Source organism: Pseudomonas sp. GW821-FHT09D08 (assembly GCF_059416305.1).
Genome location: NZ_JBWKOX010000004.1, coordinates 108,204 through 132,384, shown reverse-complemented (window position 1 = coordinate 132,384; position 24,181 = coordinate 108,204). Strand labels below are relative to the sequence as shown.

Sequence of the window (24,181 nt, the reverse complement as noted above, 5' to 3'; positions counted from 1 at the left end):
TCAACTGCCGGGTAGTGATTTCCGATCACGCGCTACATAAGCAAATGTTTCAGCGGATGTGGGCAAGGACGCCCTGAAGCTCATCAAGGGAGTTATATCCGATGACCAATTGCCCTTTGCCTTTCTTGCCGTGGCGAATTTGTACCGCAGAGCCCAGGCGCTCGGCCAGGCGCTGCTCGAGACGCGCAATATCCGGATCAGGTTTGGCCGTTTCGACCGGTGCAGGTTTGCCGCTGAGCCACTGGCGAACCAGGGCCTCGGTCTGACGAACGGTGAGCCCTCGTGCGACAACGTGTCGCGCCCCTTCAACCTGTTGATTTTCCGGCAAACCGAGCAAAGCACGGGCGTGGCCCATCTCGAGGTCGCCATGGGACAACATGGTCTTGATGACTTCCGGCAGCGCGATCAGGCGCAGCAAGTTGGACACGGTGACACGGGATTTACCCACGGCCTCGGCGACCTGTTGCTGGGTCAGCTGGAATTCCTGTTGCAAACGCTGCAAGGCGATCGCTTCCTCGATGGGATTGAGGTCTTCACGCTGGATATTCTCGATCAACGCCATGGCGATGGCGGTTTCATCCGGTACATCGCGCACCATCGCAGGGACGGTGTCCTTGCCCGCCTGCTGGCTGGCGCGCCAGCGGCGTTCACCAGCAATGATTTCAAAGCGGCCGCCGCCTATCGGGCGCACCACAATCGGCTGCATCACGCCCTGGGCCTTGATCGAATTGGCCAGTTCCTCCAGCGCCTGGGGGTCCATGTCCCGGCGTGGCTGGTATTTGCCGCGCTGGATCAGGTCCAGGGGCAGGTGCTGCAGCTCGCGTTCGTCAACCTGCACCGCTTGTTCTTCAAGCGATGTGACGGTCGGACCACTCAGCAGTGCATCCAGTCCACGTCCGAGACCTCGTTTCTTGACGGCCATGGGGATTCCTTAAGTTGGCTGGGCTGCAGCGGTGCGTGAGTTGCGGCGTTGACGACGAACCATCTCGCCGGCCAATGCCAGGTAGGCAATGGCACCACGGGATGATTTGTCGTACGCCAGCGCGGGCATGCCATAGCTTGGCGCTTCGGCCAGGCGGATGTTGCGTGGAATCACGGTGTCGTACAGCTGGTCGCCAAAGTGTTCCTTGAGCTGCGCCGACACATCGTTCATCAGGCTCAGGCGCGGATCGAACATGGTCCGCAGCAGGCCTTCGATCTGCAGGTTCGGGTTGAGCAGCTCGGCAATACGCTTGATGTTATCCACAAGGTCGCTCAACCCTTCCAGCGCGTAGTACTCGCACTGCATGGGGATAATCACCCCATCGGCAGCCACCAATGCGTTAAGCGTGAGCATCGACAGCGACGGTGGGCAGTCGATCAAAATGTAGTCGTAGTTCTCGCGGATCGGTGCCAAAGCGCTGCGCAGACGGCTTTCCTTCATCTGCATTTCCAGCAGCACCACTTCCGCCGCAGTCAAATCGCGGTTGGCCGGCAGCAGTTGATAACCGCCATGCTCGGAGTAGTGCATGGCCTGGGCCAGGTCGCACTCGCCAATCAGCAAGTCGTAGACCGAGTTTTCCAAGCCGTGTTTATCCACACCGCTACCCATGGTGGCGTTGCCCTGTGGATCGAGATCGATCAACAGCACCCGACGCTTGGTGGCGACCAGGGATGCTGCGAGGTTGATGCAGGTGGTGGTTTTGCCCACGCCACCTTTCTGGTTCGCTATCGCGAATACCTTAGCCATTCTTGCTTGTGTTCCCAATCATGCCGTGCGGCGCAGTATCAGCAGATGGCGTTGGCCTTGGCAACCGGGTACGGCCAAGGCGTGTTCGCTATCGAGGTGGAAGTCTGCCGGCAATGCTAACAGCTCATCGCTTGGATGGACGCCCTTCATTGCCAGCCAGCGGGTGTCGCGGTCGCCCAGGTGACGAGTCCAGTTGCTGAAGTTCTCCATGCTGCTGAACGCCCGGGAAACAATTCCGTTGAAGGGCAACTCAGGCGTGAAGGCTTCGACGCGACTGTGGATAACGTGCAGATTATCCAGCTTGAGTTCGAGTTTGACCTGGGTCAGGAAGCGGGTTTTCTTGCCGTTGCTGTCCAGGCAGGTCACTTGCGACTCGGGAAACAGGATAGCCAGCGGGATGCCAGGCATACCGCCACCACTGCCGACATCCAGCCAACGACCGTTTTCGATAAACGGCATCACGCTCAGACTGTCGAGCAAGTGACGGGAAACCATTTCGTCGGGATCACGCACGGCCGTCAGGTTGTAAGCCTTGTTCCATTTGATCAACAGGGCCAGGTAGCCCAGCAGCAAATCGTGCTGGGCCTCGGTCAAGTCCACGCCCAATTGGCGCGCACCTGTGGATAACTCTTCGGCGTGTTGCGAGGTGACCAACGAACTCAAGCGCTTTGCTCCAACTGACGGCCCGCGCCGCGTTTTTTCAAATGAATCATCAACAGCGAAATGGCTGCCGGGGTGACGCCGGGGATACGTGAAGCCTGGCCGAGGGTCTCGGGGCGAGTTATCCCCAGCTTGCTTTGGATTTCTTTCGACAAGCCGGAAATACCGGTGTAATCGATATCCACAGGCAGCCTGGTGTCTTCACTGGCGCGCAGACGAGCGATCTCGTCCTGCTGGCGGTCAATGTAACCGGCGTACTTGGTCTTGATTTCGACCTGCTCGGCAACCTGTGGATCATCGGCCCCGCCGCCGGTCACTTCGACCAGGCCAGCGTAGTCGATTTCCGGACGGGACAGCAGGTTCAGCAGGTTGTACTCATGAGTCAGCGGCGTGCCGAATTTTTCCGCAATCGCGTCGCCCTGCTCGGTCCCGGGGCGAACCCAGGTGCTTTTCAAGCGCTGCTCTTCAAGCTCGATGCTTTCGCGTTTTTTGCAGAAAGCCGCCCAGCGAGCATCGTCGACCAGGCCCAGTTCACGGCCTTTTTCGGTCAGGCGCAGGTCGGCGTTGTCTTCGCGCAGGATCAGGCGGTATTCCGCTCGGGAAGTGAACATCCGATACGGTTCCTGGGTTCCCAGGGTAATCAGGTCGTCGACCAACACGCCGATATACGCTTCATCGCGCCGCGGGCACCAGCTGTCTTTGCCTTGTGCACGCAATGCGGCGTTGGTCCCGGCCAGCAAACCCTGGGCGCCGGCTTCTTCGTAGCCGGTGGTGCCGTTGATTTGCCCGGCGAAGAACAGGCCGCCGATAACCTTGGTTTCCAGACTGTACTTCAGGTCACGCGGATCGAAGTAGTCGTATTCGATGGCGTAGCCCGGACGCACGATGTGTGCGTTTTCCATGCCGCGAATCGATTGCACGATCTGGATTTGCACATCGAACGGCAGGGAAGTGGAAATCCCGTTCGGGTACAGCTCGTGGGTGGTCAAGCCTTCGGGTTCGATGAAGACCTGGTGGCTTTCCTTGTCGGCAAAGCGGTGGATCTTGTCTTCGATCGACGGGCAGTAACGCGGGCCAATACCTTCGATTACCCCGGAGTACATCGGCGAACGGTCGAGGTTCGCGGCAATGATTTCGTGAGTGCGCGCATTGGTATGGGTAATCCAGCAGCTCACCTGTTTGGGGTGTTGCTCCTTGGAACCCATGAACGACATTACCGGAATCGGAGTATCGCCCGCTTGTTCGGTCATCACCGAGAAATCCACGGAACGCCCGTCGATACGCGGTGGGGTCCCGGTTTTCAGGCGACCGACGCGCAGCGGCAATTCGCGCAGGCGTTTTGCCAGGGCAATCGACGGCGGATCACCGGCGCGGCCACCCGAATAGTTCTGCATGCCGATGTGGATAAGTCCGCCGAGGAACGTACCGGTGGTCAACACCACGGATTCTGCGAAGAAACGCAGGCCCATTTGGGTGACAACACCGCGAACCACGTCCTGTTCGACGATCAAGTCATCGGCGGCTTGTTGAAATATCCACAGGTTGGGCTGGTTTTCCAGGGTTTCGCGGACCGCGGCTTTGTACAGGATGCGGTCTGCCTGGGCCCGAGTGGCACGCACGGCCGGGCCTTTGCGGCTGTTGAGCACGCGAAATTGAATACCACCCTTGTCGGTAGCCTCGGCCATCACGCCACCAAGGGCGTCGATTTCCTTGACCAGATGGCTTTTGCCGATCCCACCAATGGCAGGGTTGCAACTCATGGCGCCGAGGGTTTCCACGTTATGCGTCAGCAACAGGGTTTTTACGCCCATGCGTGCTGACGCCAGTGCTGCCTCGGTACCGGCATGACCGCCGCCGATGACGATCACTTCAAAACGGGAAGGGAAATCCACCACGCACCTCGTGCCTGCTTATGTAGGTAATCAGGAATTGTTTGTTGAAAGGGTTTTGGAGCTTTGGCGGCAAGTATAGGGACTTCGCCCTTCCTAAAGAACCCTTTGCACAAAATTTAACCAGCTGTGGATGAATCACAGACAATAGAAATTAAAAGAGAGAAATTTATTAAATCTTTGTTTTTATGTTTATTTCTACTGGGCACCTTTTCTGTGGATAGATCTCTACAGGCCTTTATTTACAATGTGTACAGCGATTCAAAAGTCTGTGGTCATGTGCCAATGAGGCCCTTGGATAAGTGCTTTAAGCCTGTGGATTAAACAGGTGGTTATCCACAGAGGGGTTTTTACTCAGGTTTCGAGCCCTGTTATCAACTGGGCACAGGGGCGGTTATTCACAGGGCTTAATCCACAGAAATCCGTGCAATCGTGTGAATTTCGCCCACGACGAAGCCAACCGAATCTTTCTATTCGGGGGTGAGCACGTCAAAAAGAGATCTATTGTGAGAAAACAGCCAGGCAGTTAATAATAGCGATTATCATTAACCTAGCTTGTCATGCCCTATGTCCCCTTCTTCACACACGGCTGCGGTTCAGAACATCTACGAGCAGCACCACTCCTGGTTGCACGGGTGGCTCAAAGGTAAGTTGCATAACGCCTGCGATGCAGCCGATGTGGCGCACGATACGTTCGTGCGCATTCTGGGTGGGCGGCATGCGGCGCAGATCGTTGAACCGCGTGACTACCTGGTGACCATCGCCAGGGGCCTGGTGATTGATCGTTATCGCCGGCATGCCATCGAGCAGGCCTACAAGCAGACCTTGGCCGAACGGCCTGAAGCCATAGCCATCAGTGAAGAAGATAAAGCCATCATCATCGAGACGCTGGTGGCTGTGGATAAAGCCCTGTCCGGCCTCGGTGAGCGAGCGCGACGGATCTTCCTGTTGTCGCAGATCGAAGGGCTGACTTATCAACAGATCGCCGATCAACTGCAGGTGTCGCTGACCACGGTGAAGAAGCACATGATCCGTGCATTGACTGAATGCGCGCTGATCATGGCCAGCCTGTAATGGCCGCCCCCGATCGCAAAACCTTCGAGGCCGCTGCTCACTGGTATGTACAGTTTCAATCCCAAACGCCTACGGCTGCTGAACGCCTTGCCTGGCAACAATGGCTCAACGGCGATCCGTCCCATCAGGCGGCGTGGAACCAGATGGAGCAATTGCAGCGCAGTCTCGGTGCCCTGCCCCAGGATTTCACCCGCCGGGCATTGTCGACCACGCAACAACGTCGTCAGGTATTGAAGTGGATGCTGGTAATGGGCGGTACCGGGTACCTGGGCTGGAATGTCCAGCAACACACCTCCCTGGGCAATGTCTGGGCCGACTACCGGACGTCCGTGGGTGAACGCCGGCGTATCGCGTTGGCTGACGGCACACGGATTGATCTGAATACCAGCACGGCGATTGACGTGATCTTCGACGGGCGCCAACGTTTGATCCGGCTGCGTGAAGGTGAAGTACTTATCCACACCGGCAAGTTGGGCGGGCACACGCCCTTTTATGTCGAAACCCGCCAGGGCCGAGTCCAGGCATTGGGTACTCGGTTTACAGTGCGCCAGTTGCCGGATTCCACGCGTATCGGTGTTCTGGAGGATCGCGTAAGTGTGGCCCCTGGTGACCGGCCCAACCATGCTCGACTGCTCTGTGCCGGTGAAAGCGCTGACTTTGATCGTCAAAACATAGGGCTTGGCCACACGTATAGCGGGTCCCAGGCTGCCTGGGTCGATGGCCAGCTGATCGTATTGGATGCTCGCCTCGGGGATGTGATCGAAGACCTTGCCCGCTACCGTCCCGGCGTCCTGAAATGCGACTTGGCTAGTGCACGCCTACGTGTTTCCGGGACTTTCCGCCTCGACTCCACCGATGCGGTACTGGCGAATCTGCAGGCAACCTTGCCCATTCAGGTGAAATACTTCACGCGCTATTGGGTTTCGGTGAAGCGAATCGCTTGATCGCAAAAAATATCCTCACAAGGGGTTATCTTTTTTTTACCTGGCACGGCCCTAAAGGTAATCACGACGCCACCTTCAGGGCTTACCCACCTATGCGCCTTCGCACCAAGCTCCGCCAGCGACTTTCCTACCACGGTATGACGTGCAGCCTGCTGCTCGGCACAGCAGCCACAGCCGGTGTTTTGCTATCCAGTGACGCCATGGCCGCCAGCGCGGTGCAGCATTACGCCATTGCGGCCGGTCCCCTGGACAATGCCTTGAGCCAATTTGCCGCCAGGGCGAATGTGATTCTGTCTTTCTCGCCCCAACAAACCGCGCGCTTGAACACAACCGGGCTGGAAGGTGACTATTCGGTTGAGCAAGGCTTTGCACTGTTGCTGCAGAACTCGGGGTTACAAGCGGTAGTCCAGGCGCCTGGCAGCTATGTCTTGCAGGCCATTCCTACAGGGCAACTCACGCTCGCGCCCACCACGGTCAGTACTTATCAACAGGCTGGGTTCAATCAAGAGATCGCCGGGGATGTGGGCTACAAAGCGCAAAACAGCCGTATCGGCACCAAGACCAGCACGCCTCTGTCGGAAACACCGCGTTCGGTATCAGTCGTCACCGGCCAGCGCATCAAGGACCAGAAGTCGCAGACCCTGACTGAAGTATTGGGCTACGTGCCAGGTATCTTCGCGCCGCCCTTTGCTGCTGGCGACGGTCTCGCGGGTGACTTGTTCTTCATCCGCGGTTTCAATGCCACGGATTACGGCTACGGCCTGCTGCGAGATGGCCTGCGTGTACAAGGCAATCGGTACGACACCACCAGTGAGCCTTATGGCCTGGAGCGGGTCGAAATCTTCCGTGGGCCCTCTTCCCTGCTGTACGGTGAAAACGCGCCTGGCGGCTTAGTGAACCTGGTGAGCAAACATCCGACTGCCACGCCGCAGGGTGAAGTGCAGCTCGGTTATGGCTCGAATAATCGGCGTCAGTTGGGTGTGGATATCTCTGGTCCACTCAACGACAACGGCAACATCCTTGGCCGGGTGGTGATGCTCGGCCGCAAGTCTGATACGCAGACGGACCATGTTCCTGATGATCGCCTGTACATCGCGCCTTCATTGACCCTGAATTTCGACGACTTCAACACGCTCACTCTGTTGGCCAATTACCAAAAGGACCACACCAATCTCGAACTCGGCCTACCCGCCGCGGGGACCTTGCTTACAAATCCGAACGGAAAGCTGTCCAAGCACACCATGCTCGGCGACCCGGACTGGAATACGTTCGAACGTGAAGCCTGGAGCAGCGGCTACGAATTCAGCCACAGCTTCAATGATGAGTGGCGGTTCCGCCAGAACTCGCGGTACATGCAATCGCGCATCAACCGTCACGAAACCTGGCCGGGCACATTGAACAATGGTGGTTTCGGCACCCAACTGAACATGACGGCCTACGACCGCTACAACAAGTCGATGGTCTACTCCCTGGATAACCAGTTGGAAGGCAAATTCCAAGTCGGGGACCTGGAAAATACGGTGCTGTTCGGCGCCAGTTATGACCGCACCTCGTTCAACCAGGATTGGAACGCAGGCTTCGCCGGCACTATCAATGTGTATAACCCCGTGTACCTGCGTGAGCCGCTTACCCCGGTGGCTGTGCAAAACACCTTGCTCGAGCAGCAGATGAAGGGGGTTTATGCACAAATCCAGAGCAAGTATGACCACTGGTTGTTCCTGCTGGGCGGCCGCCAGGACTGGGTCGACAGTGATTTCCGCGACAAGGTCAACAAGGCCAGCAACACCGGCTCCGAAGACCGCAAGTTTACCTACCAGGGCGGGGTGATGTACCAGTTCGACAACGGCCTGACGCCGTACGTCAGCTACTCCACCGCATTTGTGCCTGTACAGCAGATCTCCAACGCCGGCTCACCGTTGAAGCCGATCACCAGCAGTCAGTACGAAGTGGGTGTGAAGTACGAACCGGTCGGCTGGGATACAGCGATGACCGTCTCGGTGTATGACTTGCGCAAGGAAGACGACACCTACCTCGACGCCACCACCAACAGCTACCGCCAGGTGGGCGAAAGCCGGGCCAAAGGGGCCGAGGTCGAGGTGAACAGCAACATCACGCCCAACCTGAATGTGACCGCAGCCTACACCTACACTGACGCTCGTATTACCAAGGACTCGGCTACCTCGCTGGTCGAGGGGCATCAGATGACGGGGGTTCCGCGCAACCAGGCCTCGGTGTGGGGCAAGTACCGCTTCCTCGATAGCCAACTCAAGGGCTTGTCCCTGGGCGGCGGTGTGCGCTATTTCGACAGTACGTTTTCTTACACCCAGCCAAGCCTGTACGGAAAGCTGGATGCTGGGAGCGTCACTCTGGTGGACGCAGCCGTCGGCTATCAGATCGACAAGCACTGGTCAGTGGACGTGAACGCCAAGAACCTGTTCGACAAGGAGTATGTTTCTGGCTGCAACGACGCGGGCCGCTGCTACTGGGGTGACAGTCGTACACTGCTTGGGACTGTTTCGTACAACTGGTGATGGATGATGGCCTGAAGAATCAAAATGCTCTTCAGGCCGCTATCGCTGGCAAGCCTGCTCCTACTTGCCGATACAGAAGCTGGAGAAGATCCGTCCCAACAAATCATCGGAGCTGAATGCCCCGGTGATTTCTCCCAACAGCTGCTGCGCCTGGCGAAGATCCTCAGCCAGCAGCTCCCCCGCCCCCGCCAAGGTCAACTGCGCCCGGCCGTGCTCCAATGCCGCGCTTGCATGGCGCAGCGCCTCCAGGTGCCTGCGACGTGCACTGAAGCTGCTTTCCGACGTCTGCTCGTAACCCATGCAGGCCTTGAGATGCTCGCGCAGCAATTCCAGGCCCTCCCCCGCAGACTTGGCGCTCAGGCTGATAGTGACGTGGCCATCAGCGCTGGTTTCCATCGCAATGGCTTCACCCGTCAGGTCGGCTTTGTTACGAATCAAGGTGACTTTGGCCGGGTCCGGCCGTTGCTCGAGGAATTCCGGCCACAATGCAAAAGGATCCACAGCCTCCGGCGCGGTGGCGTCCACCACCAGCAGTACCCGGTCCGCTTCGCCGATGGCTTTGAGCGCGCGTTCCACGCCGATCTTTTCCACCTGGTCATCGGTATTGCGTAAACCGGCGGTGTCGACGACGTGCAGCGGCATGCCATCGATGTGGATATGTTCGCGCAGGATGTCCCGGGTGGTGCCGGCGATCTCGGTGACAATGGCTGCTTCACGCCCCGCCAGCGCATTGAGCAGGCTGGATTTGCCGGCATTGGGACGCCCGGCGATCACGACGGTCATGCCGTCTCGCAGCAACGCGCCTTGCCCGGCTTCCCGAAGGACTGTGGATAACTCATCACGGACCTTATCCAGCATCGCCAATACATGGCCATCGGCAAGGAAGTCGATTTCCTCTTCAGGAAAATCAATCGCCGCCTCGACGTAGATGCGCAGGCTGATCAACTGTTCGGTCAAGTTATGCACACGCAGGGAAAAAGCGCCCTGCAGAGAGCGCAGCGCATTGCGTGCAGCTTGCGCAGAACTGGCCTCGATCAAATCGGCAATCGCCTCGGCCTGTGCCAGGTCGAGCTTGTCGTTGAGGAATGCCCGCTCACTGAACTCACCCGGGCGAGCCAGGCGGCAACCCAACTGCAGGCAGCGTTGCAGCAACATATCCAGAACGATCGGGCCGCCGTGCCCCTGCAATTCCAGTACGTCTTCACCCGTGAAGGAGTTGGGTCCCGGGAAATACAGGGCCAGGCCTTCGTCCAATACTTCCTCATCAGAGCCGAGGAACGGGCCGTAATGGGCGTAGCGCGGCTTCAACTCACGCCCGCTGATGGCCTTCGCGGCAATACCGGCGAGCGGTCCGGAAATACGAACGATACCGACACCGCCGCGACCCTGAGCGGTAGCGACAGCAGCGATGGTTTCACGAGGAGCGCTCATCAGCAGGTTCCAGAATAAAAGTGACGGAAAGCAAAACGCCCCACTAGGGGGCGTCTTGAGTGGTTATCCACAGAGTAAATTACGCCTCGGCTTTTTTGGTAGCCGCTTCGATTTTACGTGTGATGTACCACTGTTGAGAGATCGACAACACGTTGTTGACCACCCAGTACAGAACCAGGCCAGCCGGGAACCACAGGAAGAAGAAGGTGAAGATGATTGGCATCATTTTCATCACCTTGGCCTGCATCGGATCCGGCGGCGTCGGGTTCAGGCGCTGTTGGATAAACATGGTCGCGCCCATGATGATCGGCAGGATAAAGAACGGGTCTTTGATCGACAGGTCAGTTATCCACAGCATGAACGGTGCCTGGCGCATTTCCACGCTTTCCAGGAGAACCCAGTACAGCGACAGGAATACCGGCATCTGTACCAGAATCGGCAAGCATCCACCCAGCGGGTTGATCTTCTCTTTCTTGTACAGCTCCATCATGGCCTGCGACATTTTCTGCCGGTCATCACCATGTTGTTCTTTCAGCGCGGCCAGTTTAGGCGCCACGGCACGCATGCGCGCCATCGACTTGTAGCTGGCGGCCGACAGTGGGAAGAAGATCCCCTTGATCAGCATGGTCAGGAAGATGATCGACCAGCCCCAGTTACCGACGATGCTGTGGATATGTTGCAGCAGCCAGAAGATCGGCTGGGCAATGAACCACAGGATGCCGTAGTCCACAGTCAGTTCCAGACCTGGGGATAACTCTTTCAGCACGGCCTGGCTTTTCGGGCCGGCGTACAGCGTAGCGCTGGTTTCAGCCTTGGCACCTGGCGCGACGGTCATCGCCGGGCCTGTGTAGCCGATGATGTAGTTGCCTTTGCTGTCCTTGCGCGCCAGTACGGAATTGTTCTGGCCTGGCTGAGGAATCCACGCGGTCACGAAGTAGTGCTGCAGCCAGGCTACCCAGCCACCGTTCACGTTATAGGTGATCGGCGCCTTGGTTTTGTCTTCGGCCACTTTATCCATGTCTTTCATGGATACTTTTTTGTACGGCTCCGAACTTGTCCACAGGGCGGCGCCCAGGTAAGTCGCGGTACCCGTCGCAGTGCTGGACGATGGATCGGAGCTGGCGTCACGCTTGAGCTGCGCAAACATTGCGCCGGTCCAAGGCTGGGCGCTCTGGTTGTCGATCAAATAGGTGACAACGATGTCGTACAGGCCGCGCTTGAGTGTAAAGCGCTTGATGTAGTTGACGCCGTCCTTGCTGAACTTCAAGTCCACGACCAGTTGGTCTTGGCCATCTGCCAGTTGATAGCTCTTCTTCTCCGCAGAGAAAATCGGACGACCGGTTGCACTCGCATCAGGGCCGTTGGTGCCGATCAGGCCACTTTGTGCCTGGTAAACACGTTCGCCACCGTTATCGAACAACTGGAATGGGATTTCCGGGTGATCCTGACGACGCGGATACAGCGGAAGTGTCAGCTTGGCAACATCGCCACCTTGCGGGTCGATAGCCAGGTCCAACACATCCGTCTTGATCTGGATGAGGTCGGTGCTTGCGGCAACTGCAACTTCGGCAGGTGCTTTTGTTTCGCCCGCTGCCCGTGGAATGTCATCACTGGCGGCAGTATTGGTGCCACTTACTGTATCGGGAAGCCCCGCTGGAACAGCATTGGCAGCAACATTCTGAGTCGGCAGGGCAGCCTGGCCATAGTCCTGGTTCCACTTAAGGACCATGACGTAGGACACGATTGCCAGGGCGACGATCAGGATCGTGCGTTTAATATCCATGATTACTCGGCCATCGAAGAAGAACGGGAGGTAGGGATAGGTGGAACCGGGTCATAACCACCGGGATTCCACGGATGACAGCGACCTAAACGACGAAAGGTCAGCCAGCCACCGCGCAGAAGACCATGATTTTCTATGGCCTCTAACGCGTAGCAGGAACAACTGGGGTAGAAACGACAGTGGCTGGCCATCAGAGGACTAATGGCATAGCGATAAAACTGGATCGGAACGAGTGCCAGTTTACGCATCGGTGCTGTCTACCCCTACAGTTTCGGTGCTGACTGCTGGTGCTGGTTTGTTGGTACGCGCCAGACGTTTCCAGAGCTTGCCGAAATGCTGAATCAATTCGGGGTTTTCTACATCCCCCAAGCCTTTGCGCGCGACGATAACAATATCCCAACCAACCAGAGTGTCCTGGTGGAGGCGAAACGATTCGCGCATCAGACGCTTGAGGCGATTGCGCTCAACGGAGAGCTTTACGCTCTTCTTGCCAATCACCAACCCGAGACGGGGGTGATCAAGATCGTTGTTACGCGCAAGGAGCAGGAGATTTTTCCCCGGAACCTTGCCGGTGGGGGAGTCAAAGACTGCCTTGAAGTGCCGGGGGGTTAGCAGACGCTTTTCCCGACTGAAGTCCTGACTCACCACCAGTACCGGATTATCAAACTGCCAGACGCGCACGACCTTTGGCGCGGCGACGCGACAGGACAGCACGGCCGTTCTTGGTAGCCATGCGAGCACGGAAGCCGTGGGTACGGGCGCGTTTGATGGTGCTTGGTTGGAAAGTACGTTTCATGGCGTTGTTACCTGGTTCGTCCACAACGGGCCGGAATGGCCCCCGTTTTAAGAGACCGGCGATTCTAGAGAAAGCAAGCCTCTAGGTCAATTTCCAACCAGCTTTTCCTTCAATTAGATCTTTACGGGCTTCCAGACCTTTTCTTTCCGTTCTGCTTCCATGAGCAATGCCATAGATATAAAAATAAAGAAGGAAGTTATTTAAAGCTTTTCTGTAAAGCTTATAAAAGCTAGGCAGGCCATCCTCTGTGGATAACTGCCTTAAGGCCATATTCCACGTGCTGTACAGAGAATGACAACATGGGGGAGAAGCGGTGCTCTGCCTGTGCTGCGCTGTCGGATAAGCTGTGTGTGGAATGGCATGTTATCCACAGGCCAGTTACCCACAGACTTTCGACCCCACTTGTACAACGAGCTCAGGCGCGCTTATCCACAGAGCTTATGCACAGACCATCTGTCGCATTTTTTGCAGTTAAGGCATTGATTTTGGCTGGCCTGTGAGCAACCTACATGTGGATAAGTGGGCTGCTGGCCGCTACAATGGCGGCTGTTTTTGCCTCACCGGCTTTCAACTTAGGGGATATCCGTGTCAGTGGAACTTTGGCAGCAGTGCGTGGAGCTTTTGCGCGATGAGCTGCCTGCCCAGCAATTCAACACCTGGATCCGCCCGCTACAGGTCGAAGCCGAAGGCGACGAGTTGCGTGTCTATGCGCCCAATCGTTTTGTTCTCGACTGGGTCAACGAGAAGTACCTGAGCCGCGTTCTCGAATTGCTCGATGAACACGGCAATGGCCTTGCGCCCGTGCTTTCCTTATTAATAGGCAGCAAACGCAGCTCGGCACCTCGCGCTGCACCGAATGCTCCGCTCGCAGCGAGTGCCTCGCAGGCTCAAGCCCCTGTGGCGCCTGTTAATAACTCGCCAACGCCGGTTGCCCAGACGCCTTCGAAATCCTCGTCGCAGAACAACGCGCCTATCAATGAAGAGCCGTCCCGCGACAGCTTCGATCCGATGGCGGGTGCCAGTTCCCAGCAGGCTCCGGTCCGCGCCGAGCAGCGCACGGTACAGGTCGAAGGCGCGCTCAAGCACACCAGCTACCTGAACCGCACGTTCACCTTCGAGAACTTCGTCGAAGGTAAATCCAACCAGCTGGCCCGCGCTGCCGCCTGGCAGGTCGCCGATAACCCCAAGCATGGTTACAACCCGCTCTTCCTTTATGGAGGCGTTGGCTTGGGTAAGACCCACTTGATGCACGCCGTGGGTAACCACCTATTAAAGAAGAACCCGAATGCCAAGGTTGTGTACCTGCACTCGGAGCGCTTCGTCGCTGACATGGTCAAGGCCCTGCAGCTCAATGCGATCAACGAGTTCAAGCGGTTCTACCGCTCCGTTGATGCATTGCTGATCGATGACATTCAATTCTTCGCGCGCAAGGAGCGTTCCCAGGAAGAGTTTTTCCACACCTTCAACGCCCTGCTCGAAGGCGGCCAACAGGTCATCCTGACCAGTGACCGTTACCCGAAGGAAATCGAAGGCCTGGAAGAACGCTTGAAGTCGCGCTTTGGCTGGGGCCTTACCGTTGCGGTAGAGCCGCCGGAGCTGGAAACCCGCGTAGCGATCCTGATGAAAAAGGCCGACCAGGCGAAAGTCGATCTGCCCCACGACGCCGCGTTTTTCATCGCCCAACGCATCCGTTCCAACGTGCGTGAGCTGGAAGGTGCGCTCAAGCGTGTCATTGCGCACTCTCACTTCATGGGCCGCGACATCACCATCGAGCTGATTCGCGAATCCCTGAAAGACTTGCTGGCATTGCAGGACAAACTGGTGAGTGTGGATAACATCCAGCGCACCGTGGCCGAGTACTACAAGATCAAGATTTCCGACCTGCTGTCCAAGCGCCGTTCGCGCTCGGTGGCGCGTCCTCGTCAGGTGGCCATGGCACTCTCCAAGGAGTTGACCAACCATAGCCTGCCGGAAATCGGTGATGTGTTTGGCGGCCGCGACCACACCACGGTCTTGCACGCATGCCGCAAGATCAACGAACTTAAGGAATCCGACGCGGATATTCGCGAGGACTACAAGAACCTGCTGCGTACACTGACTACGTGATGACACCAGCGCAGCTTATCAAGGCAAGGGACTAGACCATGCATTTCACCATTCAACGCGAAGCCCTGTTGAAACCCCTGCAACTGGTCGCAGGCGTCGTCGAGCGCCGACAGACCTTGCCGGTGCTCTCCAACGTATTGCTGGTGGTCGAAGGCCAGCAATTGTCCCTGACCGGTACCGACCTTGAAGTCGAGCTGGTCGGTCGCGTGCAACTGGAAGAACCCGCTGAACCTGGCGAGATCACAGTACCCGCGCGCAAGCTGATGGACATCTGCAAAAGCCTGCCGAACGACGCGCTGATCGACATCAAGGTTGATGAGCAGAAGTTGGTGGTCAAGGCGGGTCGCAGTCGTTTCACGCTGTCTACGTTGCCGGCCAATGATTTCCCGACCGTGGAAGAAGGCCCGGGCTCACTGACCTGCAGCCTGGAGCAAAGCAAACTGCGCCGTCTTATCGAACGCACCAGCTTCGCCATGGCCCAGCAGGACGTACGTTACTACCTCAACGGCATGCTGCTGGAGGTGTCGGAAGGCATCATTCGCGCCGTGGCCACTGACGGTCACCGTCTGGCGATGTGCTCGATGCGCGCCGATATCGGTCAACCTGATCGTCACCAGGTGATCGTGCCGCGTAAGGGTATTCTCGAACTGGCGCGCCTGCTCACCGAGCCGGATGGCAATGTCAGCATCGTGCTGGGTCAGCACCATATCCGCGCGACCACCGGCGAGTTCACCTTCACCTCCAAGCTGGTCGACGGCAAGTTCCCGGATTACGAGCGCGTTCTGCCTAAAGGCGGCGACAAGCTGGTGATCGGTGATCGCCAGGCCCTGCGTGAGGCGTTCAGTCGTACTGCGATCCTGTCCAACGAGAAGTACCGAGGCATTCGTCTGCAGCTGGCCAACGGTCAGTTGAAAATCCAGGCCAATAACCCGGAGCAGGAAGAAGCGGAAGAGGAAGTGGGCGTCGACTACAACGGCGGTTCTTTGGAAATCGGCTTCAACGTGAGCTACTTGCTGGACGTGCTGGGTGTGATGACCACCGAACAGGTTCGCCTGATCCTGTCCGACTCCAACAGCAGCGCCCTGGTGCAGGAATCCGATAATGATGACTCGGCTTACGTTGTTATGCCGATGCGCCTGTAATCATGCCCAGCAGAAGCTAGATGTCCCTTAGTCGCGTCTCGGTCACCGCGGTGCGCAATCTGCACCCGGTGACCTTCTCCCCCTCCCCCCGCATCAATATCCTCCACGGCGCCAACGGCAGTGGCAAAACCAGCGTGCTGGAAGCCATCCACCTGCTCGGGCTTGCCCGTTCCTTTCGCAGTGCCCGCCTGTTGCCGGTGATTCAGTACGAACAACTGGCCTGCACGGTATTTGGCCAAGTCGAACTGGCAGAAGGTGGGCACAGCAGCCTGGGAATTTCTCGTGATCGCGGCGGTGAGTTCCAGATTCGCATCGACGGGCAAAACGCTCGCAGTGCTGCGCAACTGGCAGAGATCCTGCCATTGCAATTGATCAACCCTGACAGCTTCCGCTTGTTGGAAGGCGCACCAAAGATCCGTAGGCAGTTTCTCGACTGGGGAGTGTTCCACGTGGAACCGCGATTCATGGCCACGTGGCAGCGCCTGCAGAAGGCCCTGCGGCAGCGGAACTCATGGCTGCGGCATGGTACACTTGACGCCGCTTCGCAAGCGGCCTGGGACCGGGAATTGTGCCTGGCCAGCGATGAAATAGATGAATACCGCCGCGCCTATATCAAAGCCTTGAAACCAGTCTTTGAGCAGACCTTGAGTGAGTTGTTGGATCTCGAGGGGCTGACGCTGAGTTACTACCGTGGCTGGGACAAAGACCGTGAGCTGAGTGCAGTGCTCGCGACGTCCCTGCAGCGGGATCAGCAAATTGGCCATACCCAGGCCGGACCCCAACGGGCTGATTTGCGTCTTAGATTAGGCGCACACAATGCTGCGGATATCTTGTCCCGCGGCCAGCAGAAGTTGGTGGTGTGTGCACTGCGGATCGCCCAGGGGCATCTGGTTAGCCAAGCCCGACGTGGTCAGTGTATTTATCTGGTGGATGACTTGCCGTCTGAACTCGACGAGCAACACCGCCGTGCGTTATGCCGCTTGTTGGAAGACTTACGCTGCCAGGTGTTTATCACCTGTGTAGACCACGAATTATTGAGGGAAGGCTGGCAGACGGAAACGCCAGTCGCTTTGTTCCACGTGGAACAAGGCCGTATCACCCAGACCCACGACCATCGGGAGTGAAGGCATGAGCGAAGAAAACACGTACGACTCGACCAGCATTAAAGTGCTGAAAGGTTTGGATGCCGTACGCAAACGTCCCGGTATGTACATTGGCGACACTGATGACGGTAGCGGTCTGCACCACATGGTGTTCGAGGTGGTCGACAACTCCATCGACGAAGCTTTGGCCGGTCACTGCGACGACATCAGCATCATCATCCATCCGGACGAATCCATTACCGTGCGCGACAACGGTCGCGGCATCCCGGTAGATGTGCACAAAGAAGAAGGTGTTTCGGCGGCAGAGGTCATCATGACCGTGCTCCACGCCGGCGGTAAGTTCGACGACAACTCCTATAAAGTCTCCGGTGGTCTGCACGGTGTGGGTGTGTCGGTGGTGAACGCTCTGTCCGAAGAACTGATCCTGACGGTTCGCCGCAGTGGCAAGATCTGGGAGCAGACCTACGTCCACGGTGTACCGCAGGAACCGATGAAAATCGTTGGCGACAGCGAAACCACTGGTACCCAGATCCACTTCAAGCCCTCGGCTGATACCTTCAAGAACATCCACTTCAGCTGGGACATCCTGGCCAAGCGGATTCGTGAATTGTCCTTCCTCAACTCCGGTGTCGGCATCGTCCTCAAGGATGAGCGCAGCGGCAAGGAAGAGCTGTTCAAATACGAAGGCGGCTTGCGTGCGTTCGTTGAATACCTGAACACCAACAAGACTGCGGTCAACCAGGTGTTCCACTTCAACATCCAGCGTGAAGACGGCATCGGCGTGGAAATCGCCCTGCAATGGAACGACAGCTTCAACGAGAACCTGTTGTGCTTCACCAACAACATTCCACAGCGTGACGGTGGCACTCACTTGGTGGGTTTCCGTTCGGCGCTGACGCGTAACCTGAACACCTACATCGAAGCCGAAGGCCTGGCGAAGAAGCATAAGGTCGCCACCACCGGTGACGATGCCCGTGAAGGCCTGACCGCAATCATCTCGGTGAAAGTGCCGGACCCTAAATTCAGCTCCCAGACCAAAGACAAGCTGGTGTCTTCCGAAGTGAAAACTGCGGTTGAACAGGAGATGGGTAAGTACTTCTCCGACTTCCTGCTAGAAAACCCGAACGAAGCCAAGCTGGTTGTCGGCAAGATGATCGACGCCGCACGTGCCCGTGAAGCGGCGCGTAAAGCCCGTGAGATGACCCGCCGTAAAGGTGCGCTGGATATTGCCGGCTTGCCAGGCAAACTGGCTGACTGCCAGGAGAAGGACCCTGCCCTTTCCGAACTGTACCTGGTGGAGGGTGACTCTGCTGGCGGTTCCGCCAAGCAGGGTCGTAACCGTCGCACCCAGGCCATCCTGCCGTTGAAGGGTAAGATCCTCAACGTCGAGAAGGCTCGTTTCGACAAGATGATTTCCTCCCAGGAAGTCGGCACCTTGATCACGGCACTGGGCTGCGGTATTGGCCGAGACGAGTACAACATCGACAAGCTGCGCTATCACAACATCATCATCATGACCGATGCTGACGTCGACGGTTCGCACATCCGTACCCTGCTGCTGACCTTCTTCTTCCGGCAGTTGCCGGAGCTGATCGAGCGTGGCTACATCTACATCGCCCAGCCGCCGTTGTACAAAGTGAAGAAAGGCAAGCAAGAGCAATACATCAAAGACGACGACGCCATGGAAGAGTACATGACGCAGTCGGCCCTGGAAGACGCCAGCCTGCACTTGAACGACGAAGCCCCGGGGATCTCCGGCGAGGCGCTGGAGCGTCTGGTTAACGACTTCCGTATGGTGATGAAGACGCTCAAGCGCCTGTCGCGCCTGTACCCACAGGAACTGACCGAGCACTTCATCTACCTGCCGTCCGTAAGCCTGGAGCAGTTGGGCGACCACGCACACATGCAGGAATGGCTGGCCCAGTACGAAGTACGCCTGCGCACTGTCGAAAAATCCGGCCTGGTGTACAAAGCCAGCCTGCGTGAAGACCGTGAGCGTAACGTGTGGTTGCCAGAGGTCGAATTGATCTCCCACGGCCTGTCGAACTACGTCACCTTCAACCGCGACTTCTTCGGCAGCAACGACTACAAGACCGTTGTGACCCTCGGCGCGCAACTGAGCACCCTGCTGGACGATGGTGCTTATATTCAGCGTGGCGAGCGTAAGAAAGCGGTCAAGGAGTTCAAGGAAGCCCTGGACTGGTTGATGGCGGAAAGCACCAAGCGCCACACGATCCAGCGATACAAAGGTCTGGGCGAAATGAACCCGGATCAGCTGTGGGAAACCACCATGGACCCGTCGCAGCGCCGTATGCTGCGCGTAACCATCGAGGACGCCATTGGCGCAGACCAGATCTTCAACACCCTGATGGGTGATGCGGTCGAACCTCGCCGTGACTTCATCGAGAGCAATGCCCTGGCAGTGTCTAACCTGGATTTCTGATCCAGGTACGACGTCCAAAATAAAAAAGGCCAACGCTATGCGTTGGCCTTTTTTATTGCGTTGAAATCAACTTCTGCAAAATGCTCCACGTGGAACATCGTAGTTTTTATCCATGAGAAGAAGCCGCCGCCACACTCTCCAATCGATACCCATACCCATAGATCGTCAACAGCTGCCAACCTCTATCAGCGGTAAGCCCGAGCTTGTTGCGTAGCCGATAGATATGCGTATCCAGTGGCCGGGAGGACACCATTTCTTCATGGGTCCAGAACCGCTCATAAAGGTACTCGCGCGACAGCGGCCGAGCCAGGTTGGCGAACAAGCAGCTCGCCAGGCGGTATTCGCGTTCGGTAAGGTTGATCGGTTTGCCTGCGCGTGTGACGGTCAACTCTGCGTCGTCGAAGGTCAGGTCGTTGAAACTCTGCACTTCAGGGGTTGCCGATCTCTGCAGGCCATGCCGACGTAGAACGGCTGTCACTCGTGCCTTCAGTTCGTTAGGCCGAAAGGGTTTACTGACGTAATCGTCGGCGCCACTGTTCAATGCGCTGACGATATCGCTTTCGGCATCACGGCTGGTGAGCATGATGACCGCCGGTGGCGACTCCATGTGTTCACGGGTCCAGCGCAGTAAGGCAATACCGGTGATGTCGGGGAGTTGCCAGTCGAGTATCAGCAGGTCGAAGGTCTCCCTGCGCAATTGTCGCAGCAGGTCTTCGCCGCGTTCGAAGCAATGCAGGGACCAGGGTTGTTCGGCGGTGCTGGGGATTTGTCGCAGTGTCTGTTCCACCCGTCGCAATTCAGCGGGTTCGTCATCCAGTATTGCGACACGCATGGGTGGGTCCTTTCTTCTCGAAGAGTACGGCAGTCGTATTGAAGGGCACGTACTGCGCAGATGCCGGTCAATGAATCTGAAGAATTGTGCTCAGGTTCGTCGAACCCTTGGATCTCTCGGTACGCTGGGATCAATAAGCGAATATGCCATTGAAAGTCCTCCATACCTATGTGGGAAAGATACCGGCTCCAGGCGTTAAGGAAAAGGATCAGCCGACGCGTGCGCTGTCGTAAACTCCTGTGCCCTGATAATGGATGCCCTTTGGAATCCCCGCCGTTATGAACATCCAGCAGGAAATCTTTTCCACTGCGTCGAAAATGAGCTTCACTGGGCTCAACGCGTCGTTCTATCACGTACGTGTGTCGGCTTACGCCGTGCAACGCCTGAGGAGGAATCGGGGGTCTATGCCATCTTCTATCGCACGCCAACAACTCAGGCGCGTTGATCCATGATGCTCTGGGGAAAGGCCGAAAAGCGCCAACCCACCCATGCCCAGCGCCTGTTCCACGGTCTGGTACGTGAGTGGTTATGGATCGGTTTGCTGCTGTTGCCAATCACTGCCTACCTCTCGATGAGTCCTGGCCTGGCCTTGAACAACCCGCTATACGACAGCCTTCGTCGTCTGGCACCGCTGCCGGTGGACCCGCGTATCCTACTGGTGACCATCGATGACCCTAGCCTGAAGAAACTCGGCCAGTGGCCCTGGCCGCGCAGTGTGCACGCCGACCTGATCGATCGCCTGAGCGCGGCGCAGCCGGCCGGTATCCTGTTTGATGTGATCTTCAGCGAGCCCGGTAACCCGGTCAATGACAAGCGCCTGGCCGACGCGCTGTGCAACGCCGGCAACGTATTGTTGCCCTTGGCTCGTGACGATTCGGCCAGCTACAGCCAGTCTGGGGCACAAATGCTGTCGCTGCTCAAATGTGCCAAGGGTGTCGGGCATATCAATGTGGAGGCGGATAGCGATGGCGTGGTCCGCAGGCTGTATATGCGCGAGGGGCCAGCCGGTGCCACGGCGCTTCAGTTAGCGTGGCTGGCTTTCGCGATGAGCGGGCAATCGGCCGAGATGCCCGGGGAACCTCTGCCATCGATCACCCAGGATTGGCACCGGGAGCATGCGGTCCGTATCCCGTTTATTGCTGCCGACACCCATTTCCCGAGCGTGTCTTATGTCAGCGTATTACGTGGTGAGGTCCCTCCTGAGCGGTTGCGGGGCCGTCTGATTCTGGTGGGGGCGACAGCGTCGGGCATGGGCGATCGCTTTGTCACACCGCTCTCTCCTATGGCTGGCACCACAGCGGGTGTGGAGATCCAGGCCAATGTGCTCAATGGCTTGCTGCAAGATCGAAGTATTGTGGACTTGCCCGGCTGGCTGGCCGCACTGATCGCAACGTCCCTGGTGGCGATGTTGCTGGGCCTGCTGCTCTACCGCCCACGCTATGCGCTTTGGATGACCCTGGGGTGCATGTGCATGGCCTTGGTGGGTTCAGCGGCCTTGTTGCGCCTGGGCTACTGGTGGTCGCCTGCGGCCTGCTTGATCGGTTTGCTGCTCAGCTACCTGATCTGGAACTGGCGGCGTCTCAGCGTGATCCTGGCCTACTTCGGCTGGGAATTGGCGCGCCTGGATAACGAACCCAAAGTCTTGCCCGAGCGCCGCCGTGCACCCGCCAATAAGGGTGACGTATTGCAGGGCCGTATCTTTGCCTTGGAGCAAGCCGTCAGTCGTACGCGGGACACGCGACGGTTTATGGCTGATGGATTGGAATGCCTGCCGGTGGCGACACTGATCACAGACACCCAGGGTAATGTCCTGTTGGCCAACCGCATCGCCCGGGAAGTGTTCGGCAATGACTTGATCAACCATAACCTTCTGGAGCAACTGGCCGACCTGGGTTATCCGCCGCTGCACAATGGCGTACGCCCTACCCTCTCGACACTGGAACTCGTTGAGTTTCGTGATATCCACCAACGCAGCCTGCGCATGGAGCTTGCCCCCTTGCTGCCGGCCGAAGGGGATGTCGCGCTGGGATGGCTGCTGAGCCTCACCGACCTGAGCAAGGAGCGCGAGGCCCAGCAGCATCGGGAAACCATGCTGCGCTTCCTCTCCCACGACTTGCGCGCCCCCCACTCGGCGATCCTCGCCCTGTTGGATGTGCACGACAGTGAGTCGCCGATATTTGCACAGATAGAGCAACAAGTACGCCGCGCCTTGAGCCTGACCGAATCATTTGTGCAACTGGCGAGGGCTGAGGCCGATGGCTACCAGTTCGAGCCTACGCTGTTCGCCATGTTGGTAATGGATGCCTTTGATCAAGTGGCCGTGATCGCCCAGCTCAAGGGGATTCACCTGGTCCACGATCTGGACGAGGCCGACGAAGGGATGGTGTCAGCCGATCAATCGCTGCTCACCCGCGCATTGTTCAATGTGCTGGAGAACGCGATCAAATATTCCCCGTCCGGTACCACTGTCCGGCTGCGACACAGCAGCGCGCAAGGCTGGCTGGAATGCCGCATCAGCGACCAGGGCCCAGGCATAGCCGCCGAGGATTTGCCTGAACTGTTCAGCCAGTACAAGCGCTTTGACTCGGCCCAAGGCAGCGAAGGGCTGGGGTTGGGACTGAGCATGGTCAAGGCGGTGGTGGAGCGTCATGGGGGCCGTATCGAGTGTGAAAGCACCGTGGGCAAAGGCACCACTTTCCGCCTGCAGTTGCCCTTGCTGGACGACTGCTAAAACGTACTTTTCCGCTGTGCATAAAAAACCGGTCTCAAGGACCGGTTTTTTAATGAAGGAAAAAACTTATGCACGTTTTTTGCGATTTTAATGGATTTGGAAATATCTAACTAAATCAACTTATTAGGACCAAAAAAAGCCAATTCGCCAACAAAGCGTACACAGGTTATCCACAGATGCTCATACCACCGGCGTCTCCACCACAATCGGCTCTGGCGGTAGGGAACCCATGGCCCGCTGCTGCGCTTCATTCCATGCCTGGGCACGGTCATTCAGCGCGGCAATGGCGCGTGGGCCTTCCCCTTCTGCGTACATTGGCTCGCCTATCACCACAGTGATGGTGCCTGCGCGTTTTGCCCAACCCGCCTTCGGCCAGAACTTGCCGGCGTTATGCGCAATCGGCAGCACCGGCAGGTTGGCGTTAACTGCCAATGCGGTACCGCCGCGAGAGAACTTGCCTACTGTCCCAAAGGGTACCCGCGTACCTTCCGGGAAGATCAGCACCCACACGCCATCCTTGAGCAGTTCATCGCCCTTCTTGGCGACGTGCTTGAGCGCCGCCTTGGGGTTGTCACGGTCGATGGCGATCGGGCGCAACATGGCCATGGCCCAGCCGAAGAACGGCACGTACAGCAGCTCGCGCTTGAGCACCTGGCTCAACGGCGAGAAGTAAGCCGAGAGGAAGAAGGTCTCCCAGGTGCTCTGGTGGTTCGACAGAATCACGCACGGCTGCTCCGGTACGTTTTCAGCGCCCTTGATCTCGAAACGAATGTTCAGGAACGCCTTGGTCAGCCACAACGCGCAGCGGCACCAATAGACGTTGATAAAGCGATAGCGCGCCTTGAACGGCAGGAACGGCGCAATAAAAAAGCTCAGGGTGCACCAGAGAAACGAACTGGTGCCCAGCAGCAGGTAAAAGAAAAAGGTTCTGATGGCCTGCAAAATCGACATGGCGGCATTTACCGTTGCGGGACATGGCCCGCCTGT

19 protein-coding genes are annotated in these 24,181 nt (G+C 57.6%); 8 read left to right on the top strand and 11 right to left on the bottom strand.

Annotated elements, in window-relative coordinates; genetic code table 11:
- Positions 1-49: 49 nt before the first annotated feature.
- The 4 genes from AC07OP_RS09610 to mnmG are packed head-to-tail and all read right to left on the bottom strand — an operon-like array spanning position 50 to position 4,281.
- A complete protein-coding gene (locus AC07OP_RS09610; protein ID WP_495100770.1) occupies positions 50-922 on the bottom strand; it encodes a ParB/RepB/Spo0J family partition protein in 873 nt (290 codons plus the stop codon).
- 9 nt (positions 923-931) lie between these two features.
- Positions 932-1,729, bottom strand: a complete 798-nt coding sequence (locus AC07OP_RS09605; protein WP_016978715.1) for a ParA family protein — start codon at positions 1,727-1,729, stop codon at positions 932-934.
- Positions 1,730-1,747: 18 nt separating this feature from the next.
- Positions 1,748-2,392, bottom strand: a complete 645-nt coding sequence (gene rsmG / locus AC07OP_RS09600; protein ID WP_027608173.1) for a 16S rRNA (guanine(527)-N(7))-methyltransferase RsmG — start codon at positions 2,390-2,392, stop codon at positions 1,748-1,750.
- Positions 2,389-4,281, bottom strand: coding sequence for a tRNA uridine-5-carboxymethylaminomethyl(34) synthesis enzyme MnmG (gene mnmG / locus AC07OP_RS09595; protein ID WP_027608172.1), 1,893 nt, complete (start codon positions 4,279-4,281; stop codon positions 2,389-2,391). Before mnmG ends, rsmG begins: the two co-directional genes overlap by 4 nt.
- Positions 4,282-4,845: 564 nt before the next feature.
- Here mnmG and AC07OP_RS09590 point away from each other — a divergent pair.
- From AC07OP_RS09590 to AC07OP_RS09580, 3 genes are all read left to right on the top strand, one after another.
- On the top strand, positions 4,846-5,352 hold the full coding sequence (locus AC07OP_RS09590) for a sigma-70 family RNA polymerase sigma factor (RefSeq protein ID WP_495100769.1): 507 nt from the start codon (positions 4,846-4,848) through the stop codon (positions 5,350-5,352).
- Positions 5,352-6,296 carry a FecR domain-containing protein gene (locus AC07OP_RS09585; protein WP_115488322.1) on the top strand — a complete coding sequence of 315 codons (945 nt, stop codon included), beginning with the start codon at positions 5,352-5,354 and terminating at the stop codon, positions 6,294-6,296. Before AC07OP_RS09590 ends, AC07OP_RS09585 begins: the two co-directional genes overlap by 1 nt.
- 92 nt (positions 6,297-6,388) lie before the next feature.
- Positions 6,389-8,827 carry a TonB-dependent siderophore receptor gene (locus AC07OP_RS09580; RefSeq protein WP_495100768.1) on the top strand — a complete coding sequence of 813 codons (2,439 nt, stop codon included), beginning with the start codon at positions 6,389-6,391 and terminating at the stop codon, positions 8,825-8,827.
- 60 nt (positions 8,828-8,887) lie between these two features.
- On the opposite strand, the gene mnmE is transcribed toward AC07OP_RS09580, so the two are convergent.
- The 5 genes from mnmE to rpmH all read right to left on the bottom strand — a co-directional run bounded on the left by mnmE (position 8,888) and on the right by rpmH (position 12,837).
- Positions 8,888-10,258 carry a tRNA uridine-5-carboxymethylaminomethyl(34) synthesis GTPase MnmE gene (gene mnmE / locus AC07OP_RS09575; RefSeq protein WP_495100767.1) on the bottom strand — a complete coding sequence of 457 codons (1,371 nt, stop codon included), beginning with the start codon at positions 10,256-10,258 and terminating at the stop codon, positions 8,888-8,890.
- 79 nt (positions 10,259-10,337) lie between these two features.
- A complete protein-coding gene (gene yidC / locus AC07OP_RS09570; protein WP_115488320.1) occupies positions 10,338-12,041 on the bottom strand; it encodes a membrane protein insertase YidC in 1,704 nt (567 codons plus the stop codon).
- 2 nt (positions 12,042-12,043) lie between these two features.
- Entirely contained in the window at positions 12,044-12,289 is a 246-nt protein-coding gene (gene yidD / locus AC07OP_RS09565) for a membrane protein insertion efficiency factor YidD (RefSeq protein ID WP_010207715.1), read from the bottom strand.
- On the bottom strand, positions 12,282-12,686 hold the full coding sequence (gene rnpA / locus AC07OP_RS09560; RefSeq protein WP_053128141.1) for a ribonuclease P protein component: 405 nt from the start codon (positions 12,684-12,686) through the stop codon (positions 12,282-12,284). Before rnpA ends, yidD begins: the two co-directional genes overlap by 8 nt.
- 16 nt (positions 12,687-12,702) lie before the next feature.
- Entirely contained in the window at positions 12,703-12,837 is a 135-nt protein-coding gene (gene rpmH, locus AC07OP_RS09555) for a 50S ribosomal protein L34 (protein ID WP_003213577.1), read from the bottom strand.
- Positions 12,838-13,422: 585 nt separating this feature from the next.
- On the opposite strand from rpmH, the gene dnaA reads away from it, so the two are divergent.
- Genes dnaA through gyrB form a run of 4 tightly spaced genes read left to right on the top strand, consistent with a single transcriptional unit; the run spans position 13,423 to position 19,631 of the window.
- Positions 13,423-14,943, top strand: a complete 1,521-nt coding sequence (dnaA, locus tag AC07OP_RS09550; RefSeq protein WP_495100766.1) for a chromosomal replication initiator protein DnaA — start codon at positions 13,423-13,425, stop codon at positions 14,941-14,943.
- A gap of 38 nt (positions 14,944-14,981) precedes the next feature.
- The gene (gene dnaN / locus AC07OP_RS09545; RefSeq protein ID WP_005783345.1) at positions 14,982-16,085 is read left to right on the top strand and encodes a DNA polymerase III subunit beta; all 1,104 of its coding nucleotides are present in this window, start codon (positions 14,982-14,984) and stop codon (positions 16,083-16,085) included.
- Positions 16,086-16,105: 20 nt separating this feature from the next.
- Complete coding sequence (gene recF, locus AC07OP_RS09540; protein ID WP_027608164.1) at positions 16,106-17,209, top strand: DNA replication/repair protein RecF; 1,104 nt, start codon at positions 16,106-16,108, stop codon at positions 17,207-17,209.
- A 4-nt stretch (positions 17,210-17,213) separates the two neighbouring features.
- A complete protein-coding gene (gyrB, locus tag AC07OP_RS09535) occupies positions 17,214-19,631 on the top strand; it encodes a DNA topoisomerase (ATP-hydrolyzing) subunit B (RefSeq protein WP_495100765.1) in 2,418 nt (805 codons plus the stop codon).
- Between the two features lie 106 nt (positions 19,632-19,737).
- Here the strand turns inward: gyrB and AC07OP_RS09530 are convergent, their stop codons facing one another.
- The gene (locus tag AC07OP_RS09530; protein ID WP_065937906.1) at positions 19,738-20,463 is read right to left on the bottom strand and encodes a response regulator transcription factor; all 726 of its coding nucleotides are present in this window, start codon (positions 20,461-20,463) and stop codon (positions 19,738-19,740) included.
- A 448-nt stretch (positions 20,464-20,911) separates the two neighbouring features.
- On the opposite strand from AC07OP_RS09530, the gene AC07OP_RS09525 reads away from it, so the two are divergent.
- Positions 20,912-23,194: a CHASE2 domain-containing protein gene (locus AC07OP_RS09525; RefSeq protein WP_495100764.1), complete on the top strand. Its 2,283-nt coding sequence runs from the start codon at positions 20,912-20,914 to the stop codon at positions 23,192-23,194.
- Positions 23,195-23,374: 180 nt separating this feature from the next.
- On the opposite strand, the gene AC07OP_RS09520 is transcribed toward AC07OP_RS09525, so the two are convergent.
- Entirely contained in the window at positions 23,375-24,145 is a 771-nt protein-coding gene (locus AC07OP_RS09520; RefSeq protein WP_027608159.1) for a lysophospholipid acyltransferase family protein, read from the bottom strand.
- Positions 24,146-24,181: the final 36 nt, after the last annotated feature.